This is a genomic window from Streptomyces sp. NPDC034084 (assembly GCF_055575535.1).
On record NZ_JBVISK010000004.1, the window covers coordinates 679,755 to 698,097 of the forward strand.

Here is an 18,343-nt window from a genome sequence, read left to right on the forward strand (position 1 = left end):
CCCGGGGTGTTTCTCTCATCTGCGGAAACCGTACGTCACGCGGCGGGGGGCCGACAGCGGGAAACACGTCCCGCCATCGGCCCCCCACAGAGTCTTCACACCGTGTGCCGGATCGGTCCTCAGACGGTCGCGAGCGCGGCCTCGATGACGTCCAGGCCCTCGTTCAGCAGGTCCTCGCCGATCACCAGCGGCGGCAGGAAGCGCAGCACGTTGCCGTAGGTGCCGCAGGTGAGGACGAGCACGCCCTCGTTGTGGCAGTACTTGGCGAGCGCGGCGGCGGCCTCCGCGTGCGGCTCCTTGGTGACCGGGTCCTTCACCAGCTCGATGGCGATCATGGCGCCGCGGCCGCGGATGTCACCGATGACCGGGAACTTCTCCTGCATGGCGGTGAGGCGGCCCTTCATGACCTCCTCGATGCGCTTGGCCTTGCCGTTGAGGTCGAGCTCCTTCATCGTCTCGATGGCGCCGAGCGCACCGGCGCAGGCCACCGGGTTGCCGCCGTAGGTGCCGCCCAGACCGCCGCCGTGGACGGAGTCCATGATCTCGGCGCGGCCGGTGACGGCGGCGAGCGGCAGACCGCCCGCGATGCCCTTGGCGGTGGTGATGAGGTCCGGGACGATGCCCTCGTCCTCGCAGGCGAACCACTGGCCGGTACGGCAGAAGCCGGCCTGGATCTCGTCCGCGACGAAGACGATGCCGTTGTCGTTGGCGAACTTCACGATCGCCGGCAGGAAGCCCTTGGCCGGCTCGATGAAGCCGCCCTCGCCGAGGACCGGCTCGATGACGATCGCGGCGACGTTCTCGGCGCCGATCTGCTTGGTGATGTTGTCGATCGCCTGGGCGGCGGCCTCGGGGCCGCAGTTCTCGGCACCGGTGGGCCAGCGGTAGCCGTAGGCCACCGGCACGCGGTAGACCTCGGGCGCGAACGGGCCGAAGCCCTGCTTGTACGGCATGTTCTTCGCCGTCATGCCCATCGTGAGGTTCGTACGGCCGTGGTAGCCGTGGTCGAAGACGACGACGGCCTGGCGCTTGGTGTACGAGCGGGCGATCTTCACCGCGTTCTCGACGGCCTCGGCGCCCGAGTTGAACAGCGCCGACTTCTTGGCGTGGTCGCCCGGGGTCAGCTCGGCCAGCGCCTCGCAGACCTCCACGTAACCCTCGTACGGCGTCACCATGAAGCAGGTGTGGGTGAAGTCCTGGAGCTGCGCGGAGGCGCGGCGCACGACGGCCTCGGCGGAGGCGCCGACCGAGGTCACGGCGATGCCGGAGCCGAAGTCGATCAGGCGGTTGCCGTCGACGTCCTCGATGATGCCGCCGCCGGCCCGCTTGGTGAAGACGGGCAGCGTCGAGCCGACGCCACCGGCGACCGTGCCGAGACGGCGGGCCTGAAGCTCCTGCGACTTCGGACCGGGGATGGCGGTGACGACGCGCCGCTCCTGCGGGACAGCGTTCATGCGGGGCTCCTGGGGGTGTTCTGGACGCACTTGCGGGTTTCCTCCGCAGGCTAGGCGCGGGGGAGGGGGAGAGGCATGCGCCGATCGGGAGTGGTGGCGGGTGTGTCGTTGTCCGGGATGGACATGACGGCTCCCGCCCCCGCGCACCGGACGCCTCCGCGAGGCCCTCGGCCGTACGGGTGGTCGAATCCCCTCCGGGGCGGTCCCGGCCCACTAGATTGACGGTGGCACAGACGCGGCGACCTGGCTGGTCAGGGGGCAGGGGTTCATGGAGACCGACGGCACGTACGAGTCACGCGACACCAAGGGGGGCGCGGTCCCGCGCCCGGCGGAGCCGCCGACCGACGGCCGGGCCGCGGATGCCGGCGGCAGGGGGGCGGACTCCGGGGGCCGAGCCGCTCACCCCGACGGCGGGGACCCCCATGCCGGCGGTCGCTCCGGGCACCCCGACGGCCGGGGAGTTCCCACCGGCGGCGGCTCGGGGCACTCCGGATCTCCCGCGTCCCTCGGAGTTCCAGCTCCCCCCGGCCCGCCCGCGCACCCCGGAGCCTCCGCGCCCGTCCCCGCTCCGCCGCGTGTGCCGCCGAGGCCGACGACGGCACCCGGGGCGACCGCTCCGGGCACATCGGCGGACGCGGCCGGCGGGGCGCCTTTTTCCGGGCCCCCCGGCGTCGCCGCCCCCGCCTCGCCTGCCGTCCCCGCCCCGCCCGTCGTCGGCTGGCTCGACGCGCCGCGGCCCGAGGCCGCGCCCGGGATCTGGCGGTTCCGGCACGTGCCCCCGCCGCCGCCCCGGGAGGCGCGGAAGCTCGCGCCCGTCACCGTGGCCGGGCTGTTGATCCCGCTCGTGGTGGGGTTGCTGCTCTGGTCGGCCTGGCGGCGCGGAGCCGTCCCCTACGAGTGGATCCCGCTCGCCACGTTCACCCCCGCCGACTGGTGGTACGCCGGAGGCACCTCGCCCCGCGACTGGCACGGCGCCGAGGCGCACGTCGTCTACGACGGGGTCTTCTTCGCCGTCCTGCTCTACGCGATCGCCCGCCTCGGCGCCTGGGCCGAACTCTCGCGGCACCTCCTCGCCGACCGCCGCCCGCCCGTGCGCGCCGCGCTCACCGCCGGAGCCGCGCTGATCGCCCTGACCTTCGTCTGGCCGGAGGCCTTCCCCGGGGTCGGCTGGGAACCGCTGCCGGTCGTCGCCCCCCTGCTCTCCCTCGTGGTGCTCATCGGCGGCGGATACGACGTCCTCGCCTCGCCGGTCCTCGTCTACACCCTGTACGCCCTGATCACGGCCGCCGTGCTGTGGCCCTTCGCGCGCCTCGGCGACTGGCCCGGCCTGGTCCGCGGGTGGTTCAGGGCCCGCGCCGCCGGCACGGCGGCGGCCACCCCGACGCCCCTCGACCCGGCGGCTCCCGTACCCCTCTCGCAGTGGCCCGAACTGCGGGCGGCCGGGCAGCGGCCGGCGGCGGACCTGCTCGCCGCCGAGCTGTTCGCCGGTCGCATGAACGACGTGGACTGCGCCCGGGTCCGCCGGAGCGTGGAGCGGGCACGGACGGAGGCGGGCGGCCTCGCCTCGGTCGCCGACACCGTGCTCCGGCAGGGTGCCGCGGCCGGGGCGCACCCCTCGGGCGACCGGGACCTGCCGGGCCGCGCCGCCACCCACGACCTCCTCGTCGGGCAGGTCCGCATCGGCCGGTGTGTGGCCGCGGAGCGGAATCCGGCCGCCTACCGGGGCGTGGGCCTCGCCCTCGAACCGGCCGCGCTCTCCACCTCCCTGCTGGTCGTCGGCCCTTCAGGCGCCGGGAAGACCACGCGCCTGACCGGTCCGGTCGTCGAATCGCTCACCCTGCAGGCACTCACCGGCGCCTGCGCGGTCGTCGCCGTGGGCACGGCGGACGCGCCGCTCGGCCCGGACGCCGCGTACGACGTCGTGATCCGCTTGGGCGACCCGGCCTCGCCGTACGACCTCGATCCCTACGCCGGCCTCACCGACCCCGACGAGGCGGCGGCGCTGCTCGCGGAGGGCCTCGTGGGCGACGCCGAGAACCTCGACGCCCGGCGGGCCGCCACCGTCCTCGCCCAGCTCATCGGCCCCTACCGGGCGGCGCACGGCCGCTTCCCGTCCGTGCCGGTGCTCCGAGAACTCCTCGAAGCGGGCCCCGAGGTGCTGACGGCGCTGCTCGACCGGCTCCCGGCCGACGCCGCCGCCATGCGCCGCGAGCTGGAGGCCCGGATCCGGCAGGCCGGCACCGCCGCCGACGCCGGGCCGCTCCTCGCGGACCGTCTGTCGCTCCTCGACCGGCCGGCCTTCGCCGCGTTCTTCGGCGCGGACGGCAGCGAGGTGCGGCCCTTCTCGCTGAAGTCCGTCGTCCACCACCCGCTGCGGGTCCGGATCAAGCTGCCCGAGCGCGGCCACGAGGAGGCCTCGCGGCTCCTCGCCCGGCTGGTCCTCGCCCAGTTCCTGGCGGCGGCCCGGACCGGCACCAAGCGGCCGCACTTCGTCTCCCTCGTCCTCGACGACGCCACCGGGGCGCTCACCCAGGGCACCGTCCGCTCCCTCCAGCGGCTGCGCCCGCACAACGCGGGGGTCATCCTCGGGCTCCGTAGCCTCGGCGAGGTGCCCGAGGCCCTGCACGGCCCGCTGCTCGGCGCCGTCGGCTGCCGGGTGGCGCTCTCCGGCATCAGCACCTGGGACGGGCGGGGCTTCGCCGAGACCTGGGGCAAGGAGTGGGTGGAGACCACCGAGGTGGCGCACCACACGGTCTTCGCCCACCAGCCTATGACCCGGTTCATCCACTTCCTGCGCAAGAAGGTCACCGGGGAGGCCGTCACGACGGACGCGGTCACGACCCGGAAGGTCGAGCGCGAGCGGTGGTCCGCCTCCGAGCTCGCGCATGCCGTGCCACCCGGCCACGCCGTGGTGTCCCTGACCACGGCCCAGGGCGAGCACACCCCTCCCGTCCTGGTCGACCTCCGCGGCTGACCGGGCTCGCGCGGCGGCGCGGCCCCGCACCTGCGGGCCCAGCCGTCTCACGCCTCGCGTGGCTGAGCGGCGGTCCCTCACCCCTGGCACAATCGGGAGGCGCCGCTCAGCTGAGGGGCGCCTCCCCGCCGCCGTGCACGGCTCCCCCCGCGCGCGGTCCTCGCTCAAAGGTCCGACGGTCCCAATGCCGCCCACCCTCGCCTCGCTCGTGCAGCACTCCGCCCTCAAGCTCGTCGTCCGCGCCGGTGAGGACCGCCTCGACACCCCCGTCCGCTGGGCCCACGTCAGCGAGCTCACCGACCCCGTCCCGTACATGGAGGGCGGCGAACTCCTCCTCACCACCGCGCTCACGCTCGACGCGGAGGATCTGGAGGCGATGCGCCGCTATGTGCGGCGGTTGCTCGGCGCCGGGGTGGTGGGGCTCGGGTTCGCCGTGGGCGTCAACTACGAGGAGATCCCGCCGGCCCTGCTCGACGCGGCGCGCGAGGAGCACCTGCCGCTGCTCGAAGTGCCGCGCCGGACGCCGTTCCTCGCCATCAGCAAGGCCGTGTCGGCGGCCATCTCCGCCGACCAGTACCGCGCCGTCACGGCCGGTTTCGAGGCCCAGCGCGAGCTGACCCGGGCCGCGCTCGCCGAAGGGCCCGAGGCCGTCGTCGCCCGGCTCGCCGCGCATGTCGACGGCTGGGCCGCGCTGTACGACACCTCCGGCGCCGTCGTCGCCGTCTCTCCCGAATGGGCGGCGCGCCGGGCCGCCCGCCTCACCTCCGACGTGGAGCGGCTGCGCGAGCGGCCCGCACCCGCCAGCGCGGTCGTCGGCGGTACGGACGACCGCGTCGAACTCCAGTCGCTCGGCACGGGACGCCGGGTGCGCGGCGCCCTCGCCGTCGGTACGGGCGCGCCCCTCGGCACGGCCGAGCGGTACGCGGTCCACTCGGCGATCGCCCTGCTCACCCTCACGACGGAACGTTCCCGCTCGCTCCAGGCGGCCGAGCAGCGGCTCGGCGCGGCGGTGCTGCGCCTGATGCTCGCGGGTCAGCCGGAGCCGGCCCGCTCGGTGGCCGGCGACCTGTACGGAGGGCTGCTCGACGCCCCTTACCGGCTGCTCGTCGCCGAGCCCGCCGGGGGCGAGCCGACCGGGGAACCGCCGCTGCCGGTGCTCGCCGAGGCCCTGGAGGCCGCCGCCGCCCGCGCGGGCGAGGCGGTGCTCACCGTCGCCGAGAGCGGGCAGCGGCTCGTCGTCCTCGCCGGGGACGGGGGCGCTGTCCTAGCCGCCTGCGAGACGTACGCGGAGCGCGAGGCGGAGGAGGCCGGCGTCTCCGTCGGCCTCTCGGCCCCCGCGGGCCCGACCGCCGCTGCAGCCGCGTACAAGCAGGCCGAGCAGGCCCTCGCGGTCGCCCGGCGGCGGGGCAGGGCGCTCGTCGAGCACGAGGACCTGGCGGCGGGATCGGTGCTCCCGCTCCTCGCCGACGACGCCGTCCGCGCCTTCGCCGACGGGATGCTCCGCGCGCTCCGGGAGCACGACGAGACCGGCCGCGGCGACCTGGTGGCCTCGCTGCGCGCCTGGCTCTCCCGGCACGGCCAATGGGACGCCGCGGCGGCGGATCTGGGCGTCCACCGGCACACACTGCGCTACCGGATGCGCCGGGTGGAGGAGATCCTCGGCCGTTCGCTGGACGATCCGGACGTCCGGATGGAGCTGTGGCTGGCCCTGAAGGCGACGGGCGAGAGCGGGAAGTAGCGCCCCGGAAAGGCGCCCCTAGTCCGATCCGCCGCCGTCGCCTCCGTCGTCGCCGCCCCCGTGCACGCTCCGGCGCCGCCGGGAGCGGACCACCTCACCCCCCAGCAGGGTCACGGTGGCCACCGCGCGGACCCAGCGGGGGCCGCCGAGCGAGGCCCAGACGACGCAGCCGCAGCCGGCCACGGCGAGGACCAGGACGCCGATCAGTACGTAAAGGATCATGCCTACCCCCTGTGGTCATGCGGTCCCGTGCATCCTCCCACCTCTCCATGGCGTCCCCCGGGAGGCGTTTCGCCGCACGAATTCCGCTGCTCCTGCCCGGATCCGGGCAGTTTTCTTGGTCATCGGGGCCGGAACTCCCTACCCTCCTGCTCATGACAAGCCCTGCCGTCGACCCGGCCCCCGAGACGCACCCGGCCGCCCCCGGACTCCGTACCGCCGGCTCCGCCGCGACCGCCGCCCCCGCCCGCCGGATCAGCGGTGCCGTCTGGGCCGCGCTCGGCATCGTGTACGTCGTCTGGGGGTCCACGTACCTCGGGATCCGGATCGTCGTCGAGACCCTCCCGCCGTTCCTCTCCGGCGGCGCCCGCTTCGTCACCGCCGGCCTCCTCCTCGCCTCGATCGTCGCCTGGCGCCAGGGCCCGGCCGCCCTCAAGGTCACCCGCCGGGAGCTCGGCTCCGCCGTCCTCGTCGGGCTGCTCCTCATCCTCGGCGGCAACGGCCTCGTCGTCCTCGCCGAGACCTCCATCCCCTCCGGCCTCGCCGCGCTCCTCGTCGCCGCCGTCCCCGTCTGGGTCGTGCTGCTCCGCGCGGTCTCCGGCGACCGCCCCGGGCTCGGCGCCTTCGGCGGCGTCCTGCTCGGCTTCGCCGGTCTCGGCGTCCTCACCGTCCCGGGCCTCAGCGGCGAGGTGAAGATCGGCGGCGTCCTGCTCGTCGTCGTCGCGGCCCTGCTGTGGTCCCTCGGCTCCGTCTCCTCCGCCCGGCTGCCCATGCCCGCCAACCCCTTCACGGCGAGCGTGTACGAGATGCTGGCCGGCGGCCTGGCCGCGCTCACCCTCGGCCTGATACGCGGCGAACACCACGGCCTCGACCTGGGAGCAGTCTCCGGCCGCTCCTGGGCCGCCCTCGCGTACCTGATCGTCTTCGGCTCGCTCGTCGCCTTCACCGCGTACGCCTGGCTCCTCCAGACCGCCCCGGTCTCCCTCGCCGCCACCTACGCCTACGTCAACCCGGTCGTCGCCGTCCTCCTCGGCGCCCTCGTCCTGAACGAGGCCCTGACCTGGCCGATCCTCCTCGGCGGCGCCATCGTCGTCGGCGGGGTCTGCCTGATCGTCTCGACCGAGCGGCGCCGATGATCGGCTCTCCGCGATCGCCTCGTACGAGGGCGGTCCGAGCACCTGGGGGCGGCGGTCGCCACGAACGCCAATGACCGCGCCCGGCCACGCCCCACCCCGCCCGCCGGGGCTCTTCGGCCGAAGCGGACAGAGTCACCACCCCCACTACTCCATACCGGACAAGCCCACGCCCGCCGCCCCGGCCCTAACGTGTCACCAGAGCAATCGCTCGCTCCCCGAAACGGAAAGGGCCGGGACGCAATGACGACCACCCACGCCTTCTGGCTCGCCGGCCGCGAGGCCACCGGCGACGCCACCTTCGACGTCACGAACTCGTACGACGGACGTCTGGTCGGCAAGGTCAGCGTGCCCACCGAGGCCCAGGTCGAGGAGGCCGTCGCCGCCGCCCACGCCGTCGTCGACGAGTTCGCCGCGACCCCGGCGCACGTCCGCGCCGCCGCCCTCGACCACGTGTCGAAGCGGCTCGCCGAGCGCACCGAGGAGATCGCCCTGCTGATCTCCGCCGAGAACGGCAAGCCCATCAAGTGGGCCCGCGGCGAGGTCGGCCGTGCCGTCTCCGTCTTCCGTTTCGCCGCCGAGGAGGCCCGCCGCTGGAACGCCGGCGAGGCCCAGCGCCTGGACACCGAGGCCGGCGGCGCGGGCCGCCTCGCCCTCACCCGCCGCATCCCCAAGGGCGTCGTCCTCGGCATCGCGCCGTTCAACTTCCCGCTGAACCTCAGCGCCCACAAGGTCGCCCCGGCCATCGCCGTCGGCGCCCCCATCATCCTCAAGCCGGCCCCGTCGACCCCGATCTCCTCCCTGATCCTGGGCGAGATCCTGGCCGAGACCGACCTGCCGGCCGGCTCCTGGTCGATCCTGACCGTGCCGAACGACCGCATGCCCGCCCTCGTCCAGGACGAGCGCCTCCCGGTCATCTCCTTCACCGGCTCCGACAAGGTCGGCTACGCCATCCAGCAGTCGGTGCCGCACAAGCACTGCACCCTGGAGCTCGGCGGCAACGCCGCGGCCGTCGTCCTGCCCGACTGGTCCTCCGAGGCCGACCTGGACTGGGCCGCGAGCCGCATCGCGACCTTCTCCAACTACCAGGGCGGCCAGTCCTGCATCTCCGTGCAGCGCGTGATCGCCGACGCCTCGGTCTACGACCGCCTGGTGCCGAAGATCGTCGCCGCCGTCGAGGCGCAGGTCACCGGCGACCCGGCGGACGACGCCACCGACGTCGGCCCGCTCGTCGACGAGGCCGCCGCGAAGCGCGTCGAGGCCTGGGTCGACGAGGCCGTCGCGGCCGGTGCCAAGCTCCTCGCCGGCGGCAAGCGCGAGGGCGCCACCTACGCCCCGACCGTCCTCACCGACCTCCCGGCCGACGTCACCCTGGCCCGCGCCGAGGTCTTCGGCCCGGTCCTGACCATCGCCAAGGCCGACGGCGAGGCCGAGGCCTTCGCCGCGGTCAACGACTCGGACTTCGGCCTCCAGGCCGGCGTCTTCACCCGCGACCTGCAGACCGCCTTCCGCGCCCACCGCGCCCTGGAGGTCGGCGGCGTGATCGTCGGCGACGTCCCCTCGTACCGCGCCGACCAGATGCCGTACGGCGGCGCCAAGCGCTCCGGCGTCGGCCGCGAGGGCGTCAAGTACGCCATGGACGACTACACCTACGAGCGCGTGCTCGTCCTGACGGGCCTCGCCCTGTAAGGCGTACGCCCCTCCGGCGAACACGCCCACGAGACCAGACGGTCCGAGCCCACTGTGCGGGGGCTCGGACCGTCTGCCGTCGTGACCCGGCGCCCTGGACACCCCGTACGGCGCACCCGGAGGTTCTCGCTCCTCTTTCGGGACCGGCCGGTATCGGGTACGACGGACGGGAAGCCCAAGGAGGTGTCCATGTCCGCACCCGTCCAGCGGCCCAAGGTCAGCGAGCGTGAGGCCCGGCAGGTCGCCGAGGCCGCGCGCGAGCGGCACTGGCACAAACCCAGCTTCGCCAAGGAGCTGTTCCTCGGCCGGTTCCGCCTCGACCTCGTCCACCCGCACCCGCTCCCCGCCGCCGAGGACGTCCGCCGCGGCGAGGCCTTCCTCGCCGTCCTGCGCGACTTCTGCGAGACCCGGATCGACGGCGCCCGCATCGAACGCGAAGCCCGCATCCCCGACGAGACGATCACCGGACTCAAGGAGATCGGCGCCCTCGGGATGAAGATCGACCCGAAGTACGGCGGCCTCGGCCTCACCCAGCTGTACTACAACCGCGCCCTCGCCCTCGTCGGCTCCGCCAGCCCCGCCGTCGGCGCCCTGCTCTCCGCGCATCAGTCGATCGGCGTACCGCAGCCGCTGAAACTCTTCGGCACCCAGGAGCAGAAGGACGCCTTCCTGCCCCGGCTCGCCCGCACCGACCTCTCCGCCTTCCTGCTCACCGAGCCCGACGTCGGCTCCGACCCGGCCCGGCTCGCCTCCACCGCCGTGCCCGAGGGCGACGACACGTACGTCCTGGACGGCGTGAAGCTGTGGACCACCAACGGGGTCGTCGCCGACCTCCTCGTCGTCATGGCCCGCGTCCCCGCCTCCGCCGGACACCCCGGCGGCATCACCGCCTTCGTCGTCGAGGCCGACGCGCCCGGCATCACCGTCGAGCACCGCAACGCCTTCATGGGCCTGCGCGGCCTGGAGAACGGCGTCACCCGCTTCCACCGCGTCCGGGTCCCCGCGGGCAACCGCATCGGCCCCGAGGGCGCGGGCCTGAAGATCGCCCTCACCACCCTCAACACCGGCCGGCTCTCCCTCCCCGCCGCCTGCGCGGGCGCCGCCAAGTGGTGCCTGAAGATCGCCCGCGAGTGGTCGGGGGAGCGCGAGCAGTGGGGCAGGCCGATCGCCCGCCACGAAGCCGTCTCGACCAAGATCTCCTTCATCGCGGCCACCGCCTTCGCCCTGGAGGCCGTCGTCGACCTCGCCTCCCAGCTGGCCGACGAGGACCACAACGACATCCGCATCGAAGCCGCCCTCGCCAAGCTGTACGGCTCCGAGAAGGCCTGGCTGATCGCCGACGAACTCGTCCAGATCCGCGGCGGCCGGGGCTACGAGACCGCCGACTCGCTCGCCGCCCGCGGCGAACGGGCCGTCCCCGCCGAGCAGCTCCTGCGCGACCTGCGGATCAACCGGATCTTCGAGGGCTCGACCGAGATCATGCACCTGCTCATCGCCCGGGAGGCCGTCGACGCCCACCTCGCCGTCGCCGGGGACCTCATCGACCCCGAGAAGTCCCTCTCCGACAAGGCGAGGGCGGGCGCCCGGGCCGGCGGCTTCTACGCCCGCTGGCTGCCGGGACTCGTCACCGGGCCGGGACAGCTGCCGGGGGCGTACGGGGAGTTCGGCGCCCTCGCGGGTCACCTCCGGTACGTCGAGCGGACCTCCCGCAAACTCGCCCGGTCCACCTTCTACGCGATGTCCCGCTGGCAGGGCCGCATGGAGCTCAAGCAGGCCTTCCTCGGACGGATCGTCGACATCGGGGCGGAGCTCTTCGCGATGAGCGCGGCCTGTGTACGGGCCGAGCTGCTCCGCACCACGACCGACCACGGCCGTGAGGCCCACCAGCTCGCCGACGCCTTCTGCCGGCAGGCCCGCCTCCGCGTCGAGGAGCTCTTCACCCGCCTCTGGTCCAACACGGACGACCTCGACCGGCGGATCGTCGACGGGGTGCTCGCCGGGCACTACACCTGGCTGGAGGCGGGCATCGTGGACCCGAGCGGCGAGGGCCCCTGGATCGCGGAGGCGACCCCGGGCCCGTCCACAACCCAGGACGTCCACCGCAGGACGGGGTGACACGGTCACCACGGGCCGCTCGTCGGGGGCGGTGGCTGGGGGCCCCGCGCTGTGGGCGCACGTGGCGCTGCGGGGCCACCCGCCCGGACGGCGCCTCCTCCGTTGTGGGCGCAGGTTCCGCTGGGGCGGCGCCCACCCATCGGGACGGCGGCCCTTCGCCGGGCCTAGGCTCCCGCGCCCTGACCCGCACCGAAGCAGCGGCGCGCGCGGCCCGAGACGACGCCCCGGCTGGTCCACCTTGCGGACCAGGAAACCGGCGGCGGGGGCCGCGCGGCAGGATGGGGGCGTGACCGTCATCGACATCCCCGGCTCCAAGTCCGTCACCGCCCGCGCGCTCTTCCTCGCCGCCGCCGCGGAGGGCACCACCACCCTCCTGCGCCCGCTCGTCTCCGACGACACCGAGGGCTTCGCCGAGGGCCTCACCGCCCTCGGCTACGCGGTCCGCCGCGAGCCCGGCGCCTGGCACATCGCGGGCCGCCCCGCCGGCCCGGGGGCGACCGACGCCGAGGTGTACTGCCGGGACGGGGCCACCACCGCCCGCTTCCTGCCGACCCTCGCCGCCGCCGGCCACGGCACGTACCGCTTCGACGCCTCCGCCCAGATGCGCCGCCGTCCCCTCGGCCCGCTCAGCACCGCCCTGCGCGACCTCGGCGTCGACCTCCGGCACGGGGAGAAGGACGGGCACCACCCGCTCAGCGTCCACGCCGCCGGGGTGAAGGGCGGTGCGCTCACCCTCGACGCCGGGCAGTCCTCCCAGTACCTGACCGCCCTGCTCATGCTGGGCCCGCTCACCGCCGAGGGCCTCGACATCACCGTCACGGACCTGGTCTCGGAGCCGTACGTCGAGATCACGCTCGCGATGATGCGGGCCTTCGGGGCCGAGGTCCGGCAGGAGGGGCGTACGTACCGGGTCGCCCCCACCGGTTACCGGGCACGGACGTACGGCATCGAGCCCGACGCCTCCACCGCCAGTTACTTCTTCGCCGCCGCCGCCCTCGAACCGGGCCGTTCCGTCACCGTCCCCGGCCTCGGGACCGGCGCCCTCCAGGGCGACCTGGCCTTCGTCGACGTGCTGCGCCGGATGGGTGCCGACGTCGAGGTCACCGACACCGCCACCACCGTCCGCTCCACCGGCACCCTGCGCGGCCTCACCGTCAACATGCGGGACATCTCCGACACGATGCCGACCCTCGCGGCGATCGCGCCGTTCGCCGACGGGCCGGTCCGCATCGAGGACGTCGCGAACACCCGGGTCAAGGAGTGCGACCGTCTCGACGCCTGCGCCGAGAACCTCCGCCGCCTCGGCATCACCGTCGAGACCGGCCCGGACTGGATCGAGATCCACCCCGGCACCCCGGCGGGTCCCGTCGAGATCGCCACCCACGGCGACCACCGGATCGTCATGTCCTTCGCGGTGACCGCGCTCCGCACGCCCGGGATCACCTTCGACGACCCCGGCTGCGTGAAGAAGACCTTCCCCGGCTTCCACCGGGAGTTCGACGCGTTCGTCCGCACCCGTGAAGACCGCACCCCGTAAAGACCACACCCCGTGAAGACCGCGCGGTCTTTGCGGCAAGAATGGGGGGCATGAGCGACCGCCCCTCTCCTCTCGCCGACCCGCACATCGCCTTCGACGTCTCCGAAGGACGCCGGGACATCGTCGTCCTCGGCTCGACCGGGTCCATCGGCACCCAGGCCATCGACCTGGTGCTGCGCAACCCCGACCGCTTCCGGGTCACCGGCCTGGCCGCCTCGGGCGGCCGGATCGGACTGCTCGCCGAGCAGGCGCACCGGCTGCGGGTCGCGACGGTCGCCGTCGCCCGCGAGGAGGCGCTGCCCGAGCTGCGCGAGGCGCTGAAGGCGCTGTACGGCTCCGAGCCCCTGCCCGAGCTCCTGGCGGGGCCGGAGGCCGCGACCCGGCTGGCCGAGTCGCCGTGCCACACCGTGCTCAACGGCATCACCGGCTCCATCGGCCTCGCGCCCACCCTCGCCGCCCTCGAGGCCGGCCGCACCCTCGCCCTCGCCAACAAGGAGTCGCTGATCGTCGGCGGCCCCCTGGTCAAGGCGCTCGCCAAGCCGGGCCAGATCATCCCGGTCGACTCCGAGCACGCCGCTCTCTTCCAGGCGCTCGCCGCCGGCACCCGCGCCGACGTCCGCAAGCTGGTCGTCACGGCCTCCGGCGGCCCCTTCCGCGGCCGTACGAGGGAGGAGCTGGCGCACGTCACCCGCGAGGACGCGCTCGCCCACCCGACCTGGGCCATGGGCCCGGTGATCACGGTGAACAGCGCGACCCTGGTGAACAAGGGTCTGGAGGTCATCGAGGCCCACCTGCTCTACGACATCCCGTTCGACCGCATCGAGGTCGTCGTCCACCCGCAGTCGTACGTCCACTCGATGGTCGAGTTCACGGACGGCTCCACCCTCGCGCAGGCCACCCCACCGGACATGCGGGGTCCGATCGCCATCGGCATCGGCTGGCCGGAGCGCGTCCCGGACGCGGCCCCCGCCTTCGACTGGTCCAAGGCCTCCACCTGGGAGTTCTTCCCGCTCGACACCGAGGCCTTCCCCTCCGTCGGCCTGGCCAGGCACGTGGGCGAGCTGGGCGGCACGGCCCCCGCCGTCTTCAACGCCGCGAACGAGGAGTGCGTCGAGGCGTTTCTCGCCGGGCGGCTGCCGTTCAACGGAATCATGGATACGGTCACTGCGGTCGTCACGGAGCACGGCGTTCCCCGTACGGGAACCTCCCTCACCGTGTCGGACGTCCTCGAAGCGGAGACCTGGGCACGGGCCCGGGCCCGAGAGCTCGCAGCGAAGGCAACAGCGGAGGCCCGCGCATGACCGAAGTGCTTTTGTACGCCCTGGGCATCGTGCTGTTCGCCCTCGGCCTCCTCGTCTCCATCGCCTGGCACGAGCTCGGCCACCTCTCCACGGCCAAGCTCTTCGGCATCCGCGTGCCGCAGTACATGGTCGGCTTCGGCCCCACGGTCTGGTCGCGGAAGCGCGGCGAGACCGAGTACGGCCTCAAGGCCATCCCCGCCGGCGGCTACATCCGCATGATCGGCATGTTCCCGCCGGGCGAGGACGGCAGGATCGAGGCCCGCTCCACCTCGCCCTGGCGCTCCATGATCGAGGACGCCCGCGAGGCCTCGTACGAGGAACTCAAGGAAGGCGACGAGACGCGGCTGTTCTACACGCGCAAGCCGTGGAAGCGCGTCATCGTGATGTTCGCCGGACCGTTCATGAACCTGGTCCTGGCGGCGGCGCTGTTCTTCGGCTCGATGATGACGATCGGCACCGCGGGTCAGACGACCTCGGTCGCCGGCGTCCAGAAGTGCGTCATCGAGCAGAGCGAGAAGCGCGAGAAGTGCGCGGCGGGCGACCCCGTCTCCCCGGCGTTCAAGGCCGGCCTGAAGGAGGGCGACAAGATCGTCGCCTTCAACGGGACCCCGGTCGGCGACTGGGACACCCTCTCGGACCGCATCCGCGACACCATCGGCCCCGCGACGGTCACCGTCGAGCGCGGCGGCCGGCGCCTCGACCTGCACCCCACCCTCGTCCCCAACGTCGTCCCGAAGAAGGACGCGGACGGGAAGGTCGTCCAGCCGGTGCAATACGTCAAGGCCGGTTACCTCGGCTTCGCGTCCAAGACCGAGGTCGCGCCGCTCACCTTCGGCGAGACCACCGAACGGATGACCGACCTCCTGGAGAACGGCGTCCACTCGGTCATCGCCCTCCCCGGCAAGATCCCCGGCCTCTGGGACGCCACCTTCGGCGACGGCGAGCGCGCCGACGACTCGCCCGTCGGCGTCGTCGGCGCCGCCCGCATCACCGGCGAGCTGATGACCGTCGAGGCCCCGCCCACGACGATCCTCGTGTGGTTCATGAACCTGCTGGTCATGTTCAACGTCTCGCTGTTCCTGTTCAACATGCTCCCGCTGCTGCCGCTCGACGGCGGACACATCGCGGGAGCCCTGTGGGAGTCCGTCCGCCGCCACACGGCCCGGATCTTCAAGCGCCCCGACCCCGGCCCGTTCGACGTGGCCAGGCTGATGCCCGCCGCCTACGTGGTGGCCGGCGTCTTCGTCTGCTTCACACTGCTCGTCCTCGCCGCCGACATCGTCAACCCGGTGAAACTGACGTAGCTCCCGGAGGGGCCCGACCCATGGTGTCGGGCCCCCCGCCGCCGGGGCGGTAACCTCGGAGACCTGAGCCCGCCGACGCACAACCTTGAGGTTGCACTTCAGATGACCGCGATTTCTCTCGGTATCCCGACCGTTCCGACCCGGCTCGCCGAGCGGCGCAAGAGCCGCCAGATCCAGGTCGGCAGCGTGGCCGTCGGCGGTGACGCGCCCGTCTCCGTCCAGTCGATGACGACGACCCGCACCTCCGACATCGGCGCCACGCTCCAGCAGATCGCCGAACTGACCGCCTCCGGCTGCCAGATCGTGCGCGTGGCCTGCCCCACCCAGGACGACGCCGACGCGCTCGCCACGATCGCCCGGAAGTCCTCCATCCCGGTCATCGCGGACATCCACTTCCAGCCGAAGTACGTCTTCGCCGCGATCGACGCCGGCTGCGCGGCCGTCCGCGTCAACCCGGGCAACATCAAGCAGTTCGACGACAAGGTCAAGGAGATCGCCAAGGCGGCCTCCGACGCCGGCACCCCGATCCGGATCGGCGTCAACGCCGGCTCGCTCGACGCCCGGCTCCTGAAGAAGTACGGCAAGGCCACCCCCGAGGCACTCGTCGAGTCCGCCCTCTGGGAGGCGTCCCTCTTCGAGGAGCACGGCTTCCGCGACATCAAGATCTCGGTCAAGCACAACGACCCGGTCGTCATGGTCGAGGCCTACCGCCAGCTCGCCGCCCAGTGCGACTACCCGCTGCACCTCGGCGTCACCGAGGCCGGCCCCGCCTTCCAGGGCACCATCAAGTCGGCCGTCGCCTTCGGCGCCCTGCTCTCCCAGGGCATCGGCGACACCATCCGCGTCTCGCTCTCCGCGCCGCCGGCCGAGGAGATCAAGGTCGGCATCCAGATCCTGGAGTCGCTGAACCTGCGCCAGCGCCGCCTGGAGATCGTCTCCTGCCCGTCCTGCGGCCGCGCCCAGGTCGACGTCTACAAGCTCGCCGAGGAGGTCACCGCCGGCCTCGACGGCATGACCGTCCCGCTGCGCGTCGCCGTCATGGGCTGCGTCGTCAACGGCCCCGGCGAGGCCCGCGAGGCCGACCTCGGCGTCGCCTCCGGCAACGGCAAGGGCCAGATCTTCGTCAAGGGCGAGGTCATCAAGACCGTCCCCGAGTCGAAGATCGTCGAGACCCTCATCGAAGAGGCCCTCAAGATCGCCGAGCAGATGGAGAAGGACGGCATCGCCAGCGGCGAGCCGACGGTCGCCGTCGCCGGCTGACCCTCACACGCCGAAGCGCACGTGAAGCCCCTCCACCCCACCGGGCGGAGGGGCTTCACGTGCGCGACGGGACCCGCCGCAGGGCACGGGGGTACAGTGCGGAGACCAGCAGATCCGTACCGTGAGGCCCCCTCGTGCTGACAGAGACCACCACTCGGGTCCTCGAACCCGCCGACCTCGGCGCCGCACTCGCCGTCCTGGAGAGCGCCCCCGTCGAGAACGCCTTCGTCGCCGCCCGCGTCCAGGTCGCCGGGCTCGATCCCTGGCGCCTCGGCGGCGAGATGTGGGGCTGGTACACCGAGGGCCGGCTCCGCTCGCTCTGCTACTCCGGCGCCAACCTGGTCCCCATCTGCGCCACCCCCGCGGCCGTCCGCGCCTTCGCCGACCGGGCCCGCAGGATCGGCCGCCGCTGCTCCTCGATCGTCGGCCCCGCCGAGGCCACCGGCGCGCTCTGGCGGCTCCTGGAGCCCAGCTGGGGCCCCGCGAGGGACGTCCGCGCCCGCCAGCCGCTCATGGTCGCCGAGGAACCCTCCGCCACGGTCACGCCCGATCCGCTGGTGCGCCGCGTCCGCAAGGACGAGATGGAGGTGATCATGCCCGCCTGCGTGGCCATGTTCACCGAGGAGGTCGGGATCTCCCCGCTCGCCAACGACGGCGGGCTGCTCTACCAGGTCCGCGTCGCCGAGCTCGTCGGCGCCGGCCGCTCCTTCGCCCGCATCGAGGACGGCAAGGTCGTCTTCAAGGCCGAGATCGGCGCCGCCACCCGGCACGCCTGCCAGATCCAGGGCGTCTGGGTCGCCCCCGAACACCGCGGCAAGGGCCTCTCCGAGACGGGCATGGCCGCCGTCCTCCGGTACGCGCTCGCCGACATCGCCCCCGTGGTGAGCCTGTACGTGAACGACTACAACACCCCCGCGCGGGCCGCGTACCGCCGCGTCGGCTTCCGCGAGACCGGCGCCTTCATGAGCGTGCTGTTCTGACCGTACCGATCCGGACACGCTGTCCTGGGACGGGCGGGCACTTGTAGGGTGCGCCGCATGGATGACGCAGAGGTCGGGATCGGACCGGTCAATCTCGCCGCCCGGGTGGACGAGGCCCTCGCCGTGCAGGCGCTCGCCTTCGGCCTGGACGCGGGCGAGGTCGCCGTACGCCGCCACATCGTGCTGCGCCACCTCCTCAGCCCCGGCGCCCGCGCCCACGGGGCCACCACCCCCGACGGGCGGCTCGTCGGATTCGTGTACGGGATGCCCAACGACCGCACCCACTGGTGGTCCACCGTCGTCGAGACCTACCTGCGGGCCACCGGCACCGCCGACTGGCTCGACGACTCCTTCGTCATCACCGAACTCCACGTCCATCCCGACTTCCAGGGCCGGGGTGTGGGCCGCGAGCTGATCACCACCATCACCGACGGCGCCGCCGAGCCGCGCTCGATCCTCTCCGCGATCGACACCGACAGCCCCGCCCGCGGCCTCTACCGGGCCCTCGGCTACGTCGACCTGGCCCGGCAGGTCCACTTCCCGAGCGCCCCCCGCCCGTACGCGGTCATGGGCGCCCCGCTGCCGCTCAAGCGCCGGAACTGATTTCACCTGCCAGGGGCGGCCCGGCTAACCTCGGGG

Annotated in this window: 13 protein-coding genes; 11 read left to right on the forward strand and 2 right to left on the reverse strand. The window is 73.5% G+C overall.

Annotated features, from left to right (window positions below):
* Nucleotides 1-119 precede the first annotated feature (119 nt).
* A complete protein-coding gene (gene gabT / locus ACZ51I_RS18245) occupies nucleotides 120-1,454 on the reverse strand; it encodes a 4-aminobutyrate--2-oxoglutarate transaminase (protein ID WP_468876726.1) in 1,335 nt (444 codons plus the stop codon).
* Nucleotides 1,455-1,722: 268 nt separating this feature from the next.
* On the opposite strand from gabT, the gene ACZ51I_RS18250 reads away from it, so the two are divergent.
* Both ACZ51I_RS18250 and ACZ51I_RS18255 read left to right on the forward strand, forming a co-directional pair.
* The gene (locus ACZ51I_RS18250) at nucleotides 1,723-4,428 is read left to right on the forward strand and encodes an ATP/GTP-binding protein (protein ID WP_468876728.1); all 2,706 of its coding nucleotides are present in this window, start codon (nucleotides 1,723-1,725) and stop codon (nucleotides 4,426-4,428) included.
* A 184-nt stretch (nucleotides 4,429-4,612) separates the two neighbouring features.
* Nucleotides 4,613-6,166: a PucR family transcriptional regulator gene (locus ACZ51I_RS18255; RefSeq protein WP_468876730.1), complete on the forward strand. Its 1,554-nt coding sequence runs from the start codon at nucleotides 4,613-4,615 to the stop codon at nucleotides 6,164-6,166.
* 18 nt (nucleotides 6,167-6,184) lie between these two features.
* On the opposite strand, the gene ACZ51I_RS18260 is transcribed toward ACZ51I_RS18255, so the two are convergent.
* The gene (locus ACZ51I_RS18260) at nucleotides 6,185-6,388 is read right to left on the reverse strand and encodes a hypothetical protein (protein ID WP_468876732.1); all 204 of its coding nucleotides are present in this window, start codon (nucleotides 6,386-6,388) and stop codon (nucleotides 6,185-6,187) included.
* Between the two features lie 152 nt (nucleotides 6,389-6,540).
* Here ACZ51I_RS18260 and ACZ51I_RS18265 point away from each other — a divergent pair, with 152 nt between their 5' ends.
* From ACZ51I_RS18265 to ACZ51I_RS18305, 9 genes are all read left to right on the forward strand, one after another.
* A complete protein-coding gene (locus tag ACZ51I_RS18265) occupies nucleotides 6,541-7,521 on the forward strand; it encodes an EamA family transporter (RefSeq protein WP_468876734.1) in 981 nt (326 codons plus the stop codon).
* 240 nt (nucleotides 7,522-7,761) lie between these two features.
* Nucleotides 7,762-9,207: an aldehyde dehydrogenase family protein gene (locus tag ACZ51I_RS18270; protein WP_468876736.1), complete on the forward strand. Its 1,446-nt coding sequence runs from the start codon at nucleotides 7,762-7,764 to the stop codon at nucleotides 9,205-9,207.
* Nucleotides 9,208-9,396: 189 nt separating this feature from the next.
* Nucleotides 9,397-11,322, forward strand: coding sequence for an acyl-CoA dehydrogenase family protein (locus ACZ51I_RS18275; RefSeq protein ID WP_468876738.1), 1,926 nt, complete (start codon nucleotides 9,397-9,399; stop codon nucleotides 11,320-11,322).
* 286 nt (nucleotides 11,323-11,608) lie between these two features.
* Entirely contained in the window at nucleotides 11,609-12,859 is a 1,251-nt protein-coding gene (gene aroA, locus ACZ51I_RS18280; protein ID WP_468876739.1) for a 3-phosphoshikimate 1-carboxyvinyltransferase, read from the forward strand.
* Nucleotides 12,860-12,909: 50 nt separating this feature from the next.
* The gene (gene dxr, locus ACZ51I_RS18285; protein WP_468876741.1) at nucleotides 12,910-14,160 is read left to right on the forward strand and encodes a 1-deoxy-D-xylulose-5-phosphate reductoisomerase; all 1,251 of its coding nucleotides are present in this window, start codon (nucleotides 12,910-12,912) and stop codon (nucleotides 14,158-14,160) included.
* On the forward strand, nucleotides 14,157-15,464 hold the full coding sequence (locus ACZ51I_RS18290) for a M50 family metallopeptidase (RefSeq protein ID WP_468876743.1): 1,308 nt from the start codon (nucleotides 14,157-14,159) through the stop codon (nucleotides 15,462-15,464). The genes dxr and ACZ51I_RS18290 overlap by 4 nt, the downstream gene beginning before the upstream one ends.
* A gap of 102 nt (nucleotides 15,465-15,566) precedes the next feature.
* Complete coding sequence (ispG, locus tag ACZ51I_RS18295) at nucleotides 15,567-16,724, forward strand: flavodoxin-dependent (E)-4-hydroxy-3-methylbut-2-enyl-diphosphate synthase (protein ID WP_468876745.1); 1,158 nt, start codon at nucleotides 15,567-15,569, stop codon at nucleotides 16,722-16,724.
* Nucleotides 16,725-16,858: 134 nt separating this feature from the next.
* Complete coding sequence (locus ACZ51I_RS18300; RefSeq protein ID WP_468876747.1) at nucleotides 16,859-17,704, forward strand: GNAT family N-acetyltransferase; 846 nt, start codon at nucleotides 16,859-16,861, stop codon at nucleotides 17,702-17,704.
* A gap of 57 nt (nucleotides 17,705-17,761) precedes the next feature.
* Nucleotides 17,762-18,307: a GNAT family N-acetyltransferase gene (locus ACZ51I_RS18305; RefSeq protein WP_468876749.1), complete on the forward strand. Its 546-nt coding sequence runs from the start codon at nucleotides 17,762-17,764 to the stop codon at nucleotides 18,305-18,307.
* Nucleotides 18,308-18,343 lie beyond the last annotated feature (36 nt).

What these genes read in the sequence shown, in the direction of transcription:
- dxr (WP_468876741.1), top strand. Translation starts at nt 12,910, where the DNA reads ATGAGCGACCGCCCCTCTCCTCTCGCCGACCCGCACATCGCCTTCGAC.
- ACZ51I_RS18250 (WP_468876728.1), top strand. Translation starts at nt 1,723, where the DNA reads ATGGAGACCGACGGCACGTACGAGTCACGCGACACCAAGGGGGGCGCG.
- ACZ51I_RS18305 (WP_468876749.1), top strand. Translation starts at nt 17,762, where the DNA reads ATGGATGACGCAGAGGTCGGGATCGGACCGGTCAATCTCGCCGCCCGG.
- ACZ51I_RS18270 (WP_468876736.1), top strand. Translation starts at nt 7,762, where the DNA reads ATGACGACCACCCACGCCTTCTGGCTCGCCGGCCGCGAGGCCACCGGC.
- ACZ51I_RS18260 (WP_468876732.1), bottom strand. Translation starts at nt 6,388, where the DNA reads ATGATCCTTTACGTACTGATCGGCGTCCTGGTCCTCGCCGTGGCCGGC.
- gabT (WP_468876726.1), bottom strand. Translation starts at nt 1,454, where the DNA reads ATGAACGCTGTCCCGCAGGAGCGGCGCGTCGTCACCGCCATCCCCGGT.
- ACZ51I_RS18275 (WP_468876738.1), top strand. Translation starts at nt 9,397, where the DNA reads ATGTCCGCACCCGTCCAGCGGCCCAAGGTCAGCGAGCGTGAGGCCCGG.
- ACZ51I_RS18290 (WP_468876743.1), top strand. Translation starts at nt 14,157, where the DNA reads ATGACCGAAGTGCTTTTGTACGCCCTGGGCATCGTGCTGTTCGCCCTC.
- ACZ51I_RS18265 (WP_468876734.1), top strand. Translation starts at nt 6,541, where the DNA reads ATGACAAGCCCTGCCGTCGACCCGGCCCCCGAGACGCACCCGGCCGCC.
- ACZ51I_RS18255 (WP_468876730.1), top strand. Translation starts at nt 4,613, where the DNA reads ATGCCGCCCACCCTCGCCTCGCTCGTGCAGCACTCCGCCCTCAAGCTC.
- ispG (WP_468876745.1), top strand. Translation starts at nt 15,567, where the DNA reads ATGACCGCGATTTCTCTCGGTATCCCGACCGTTCCGACCCGGCTCGCC.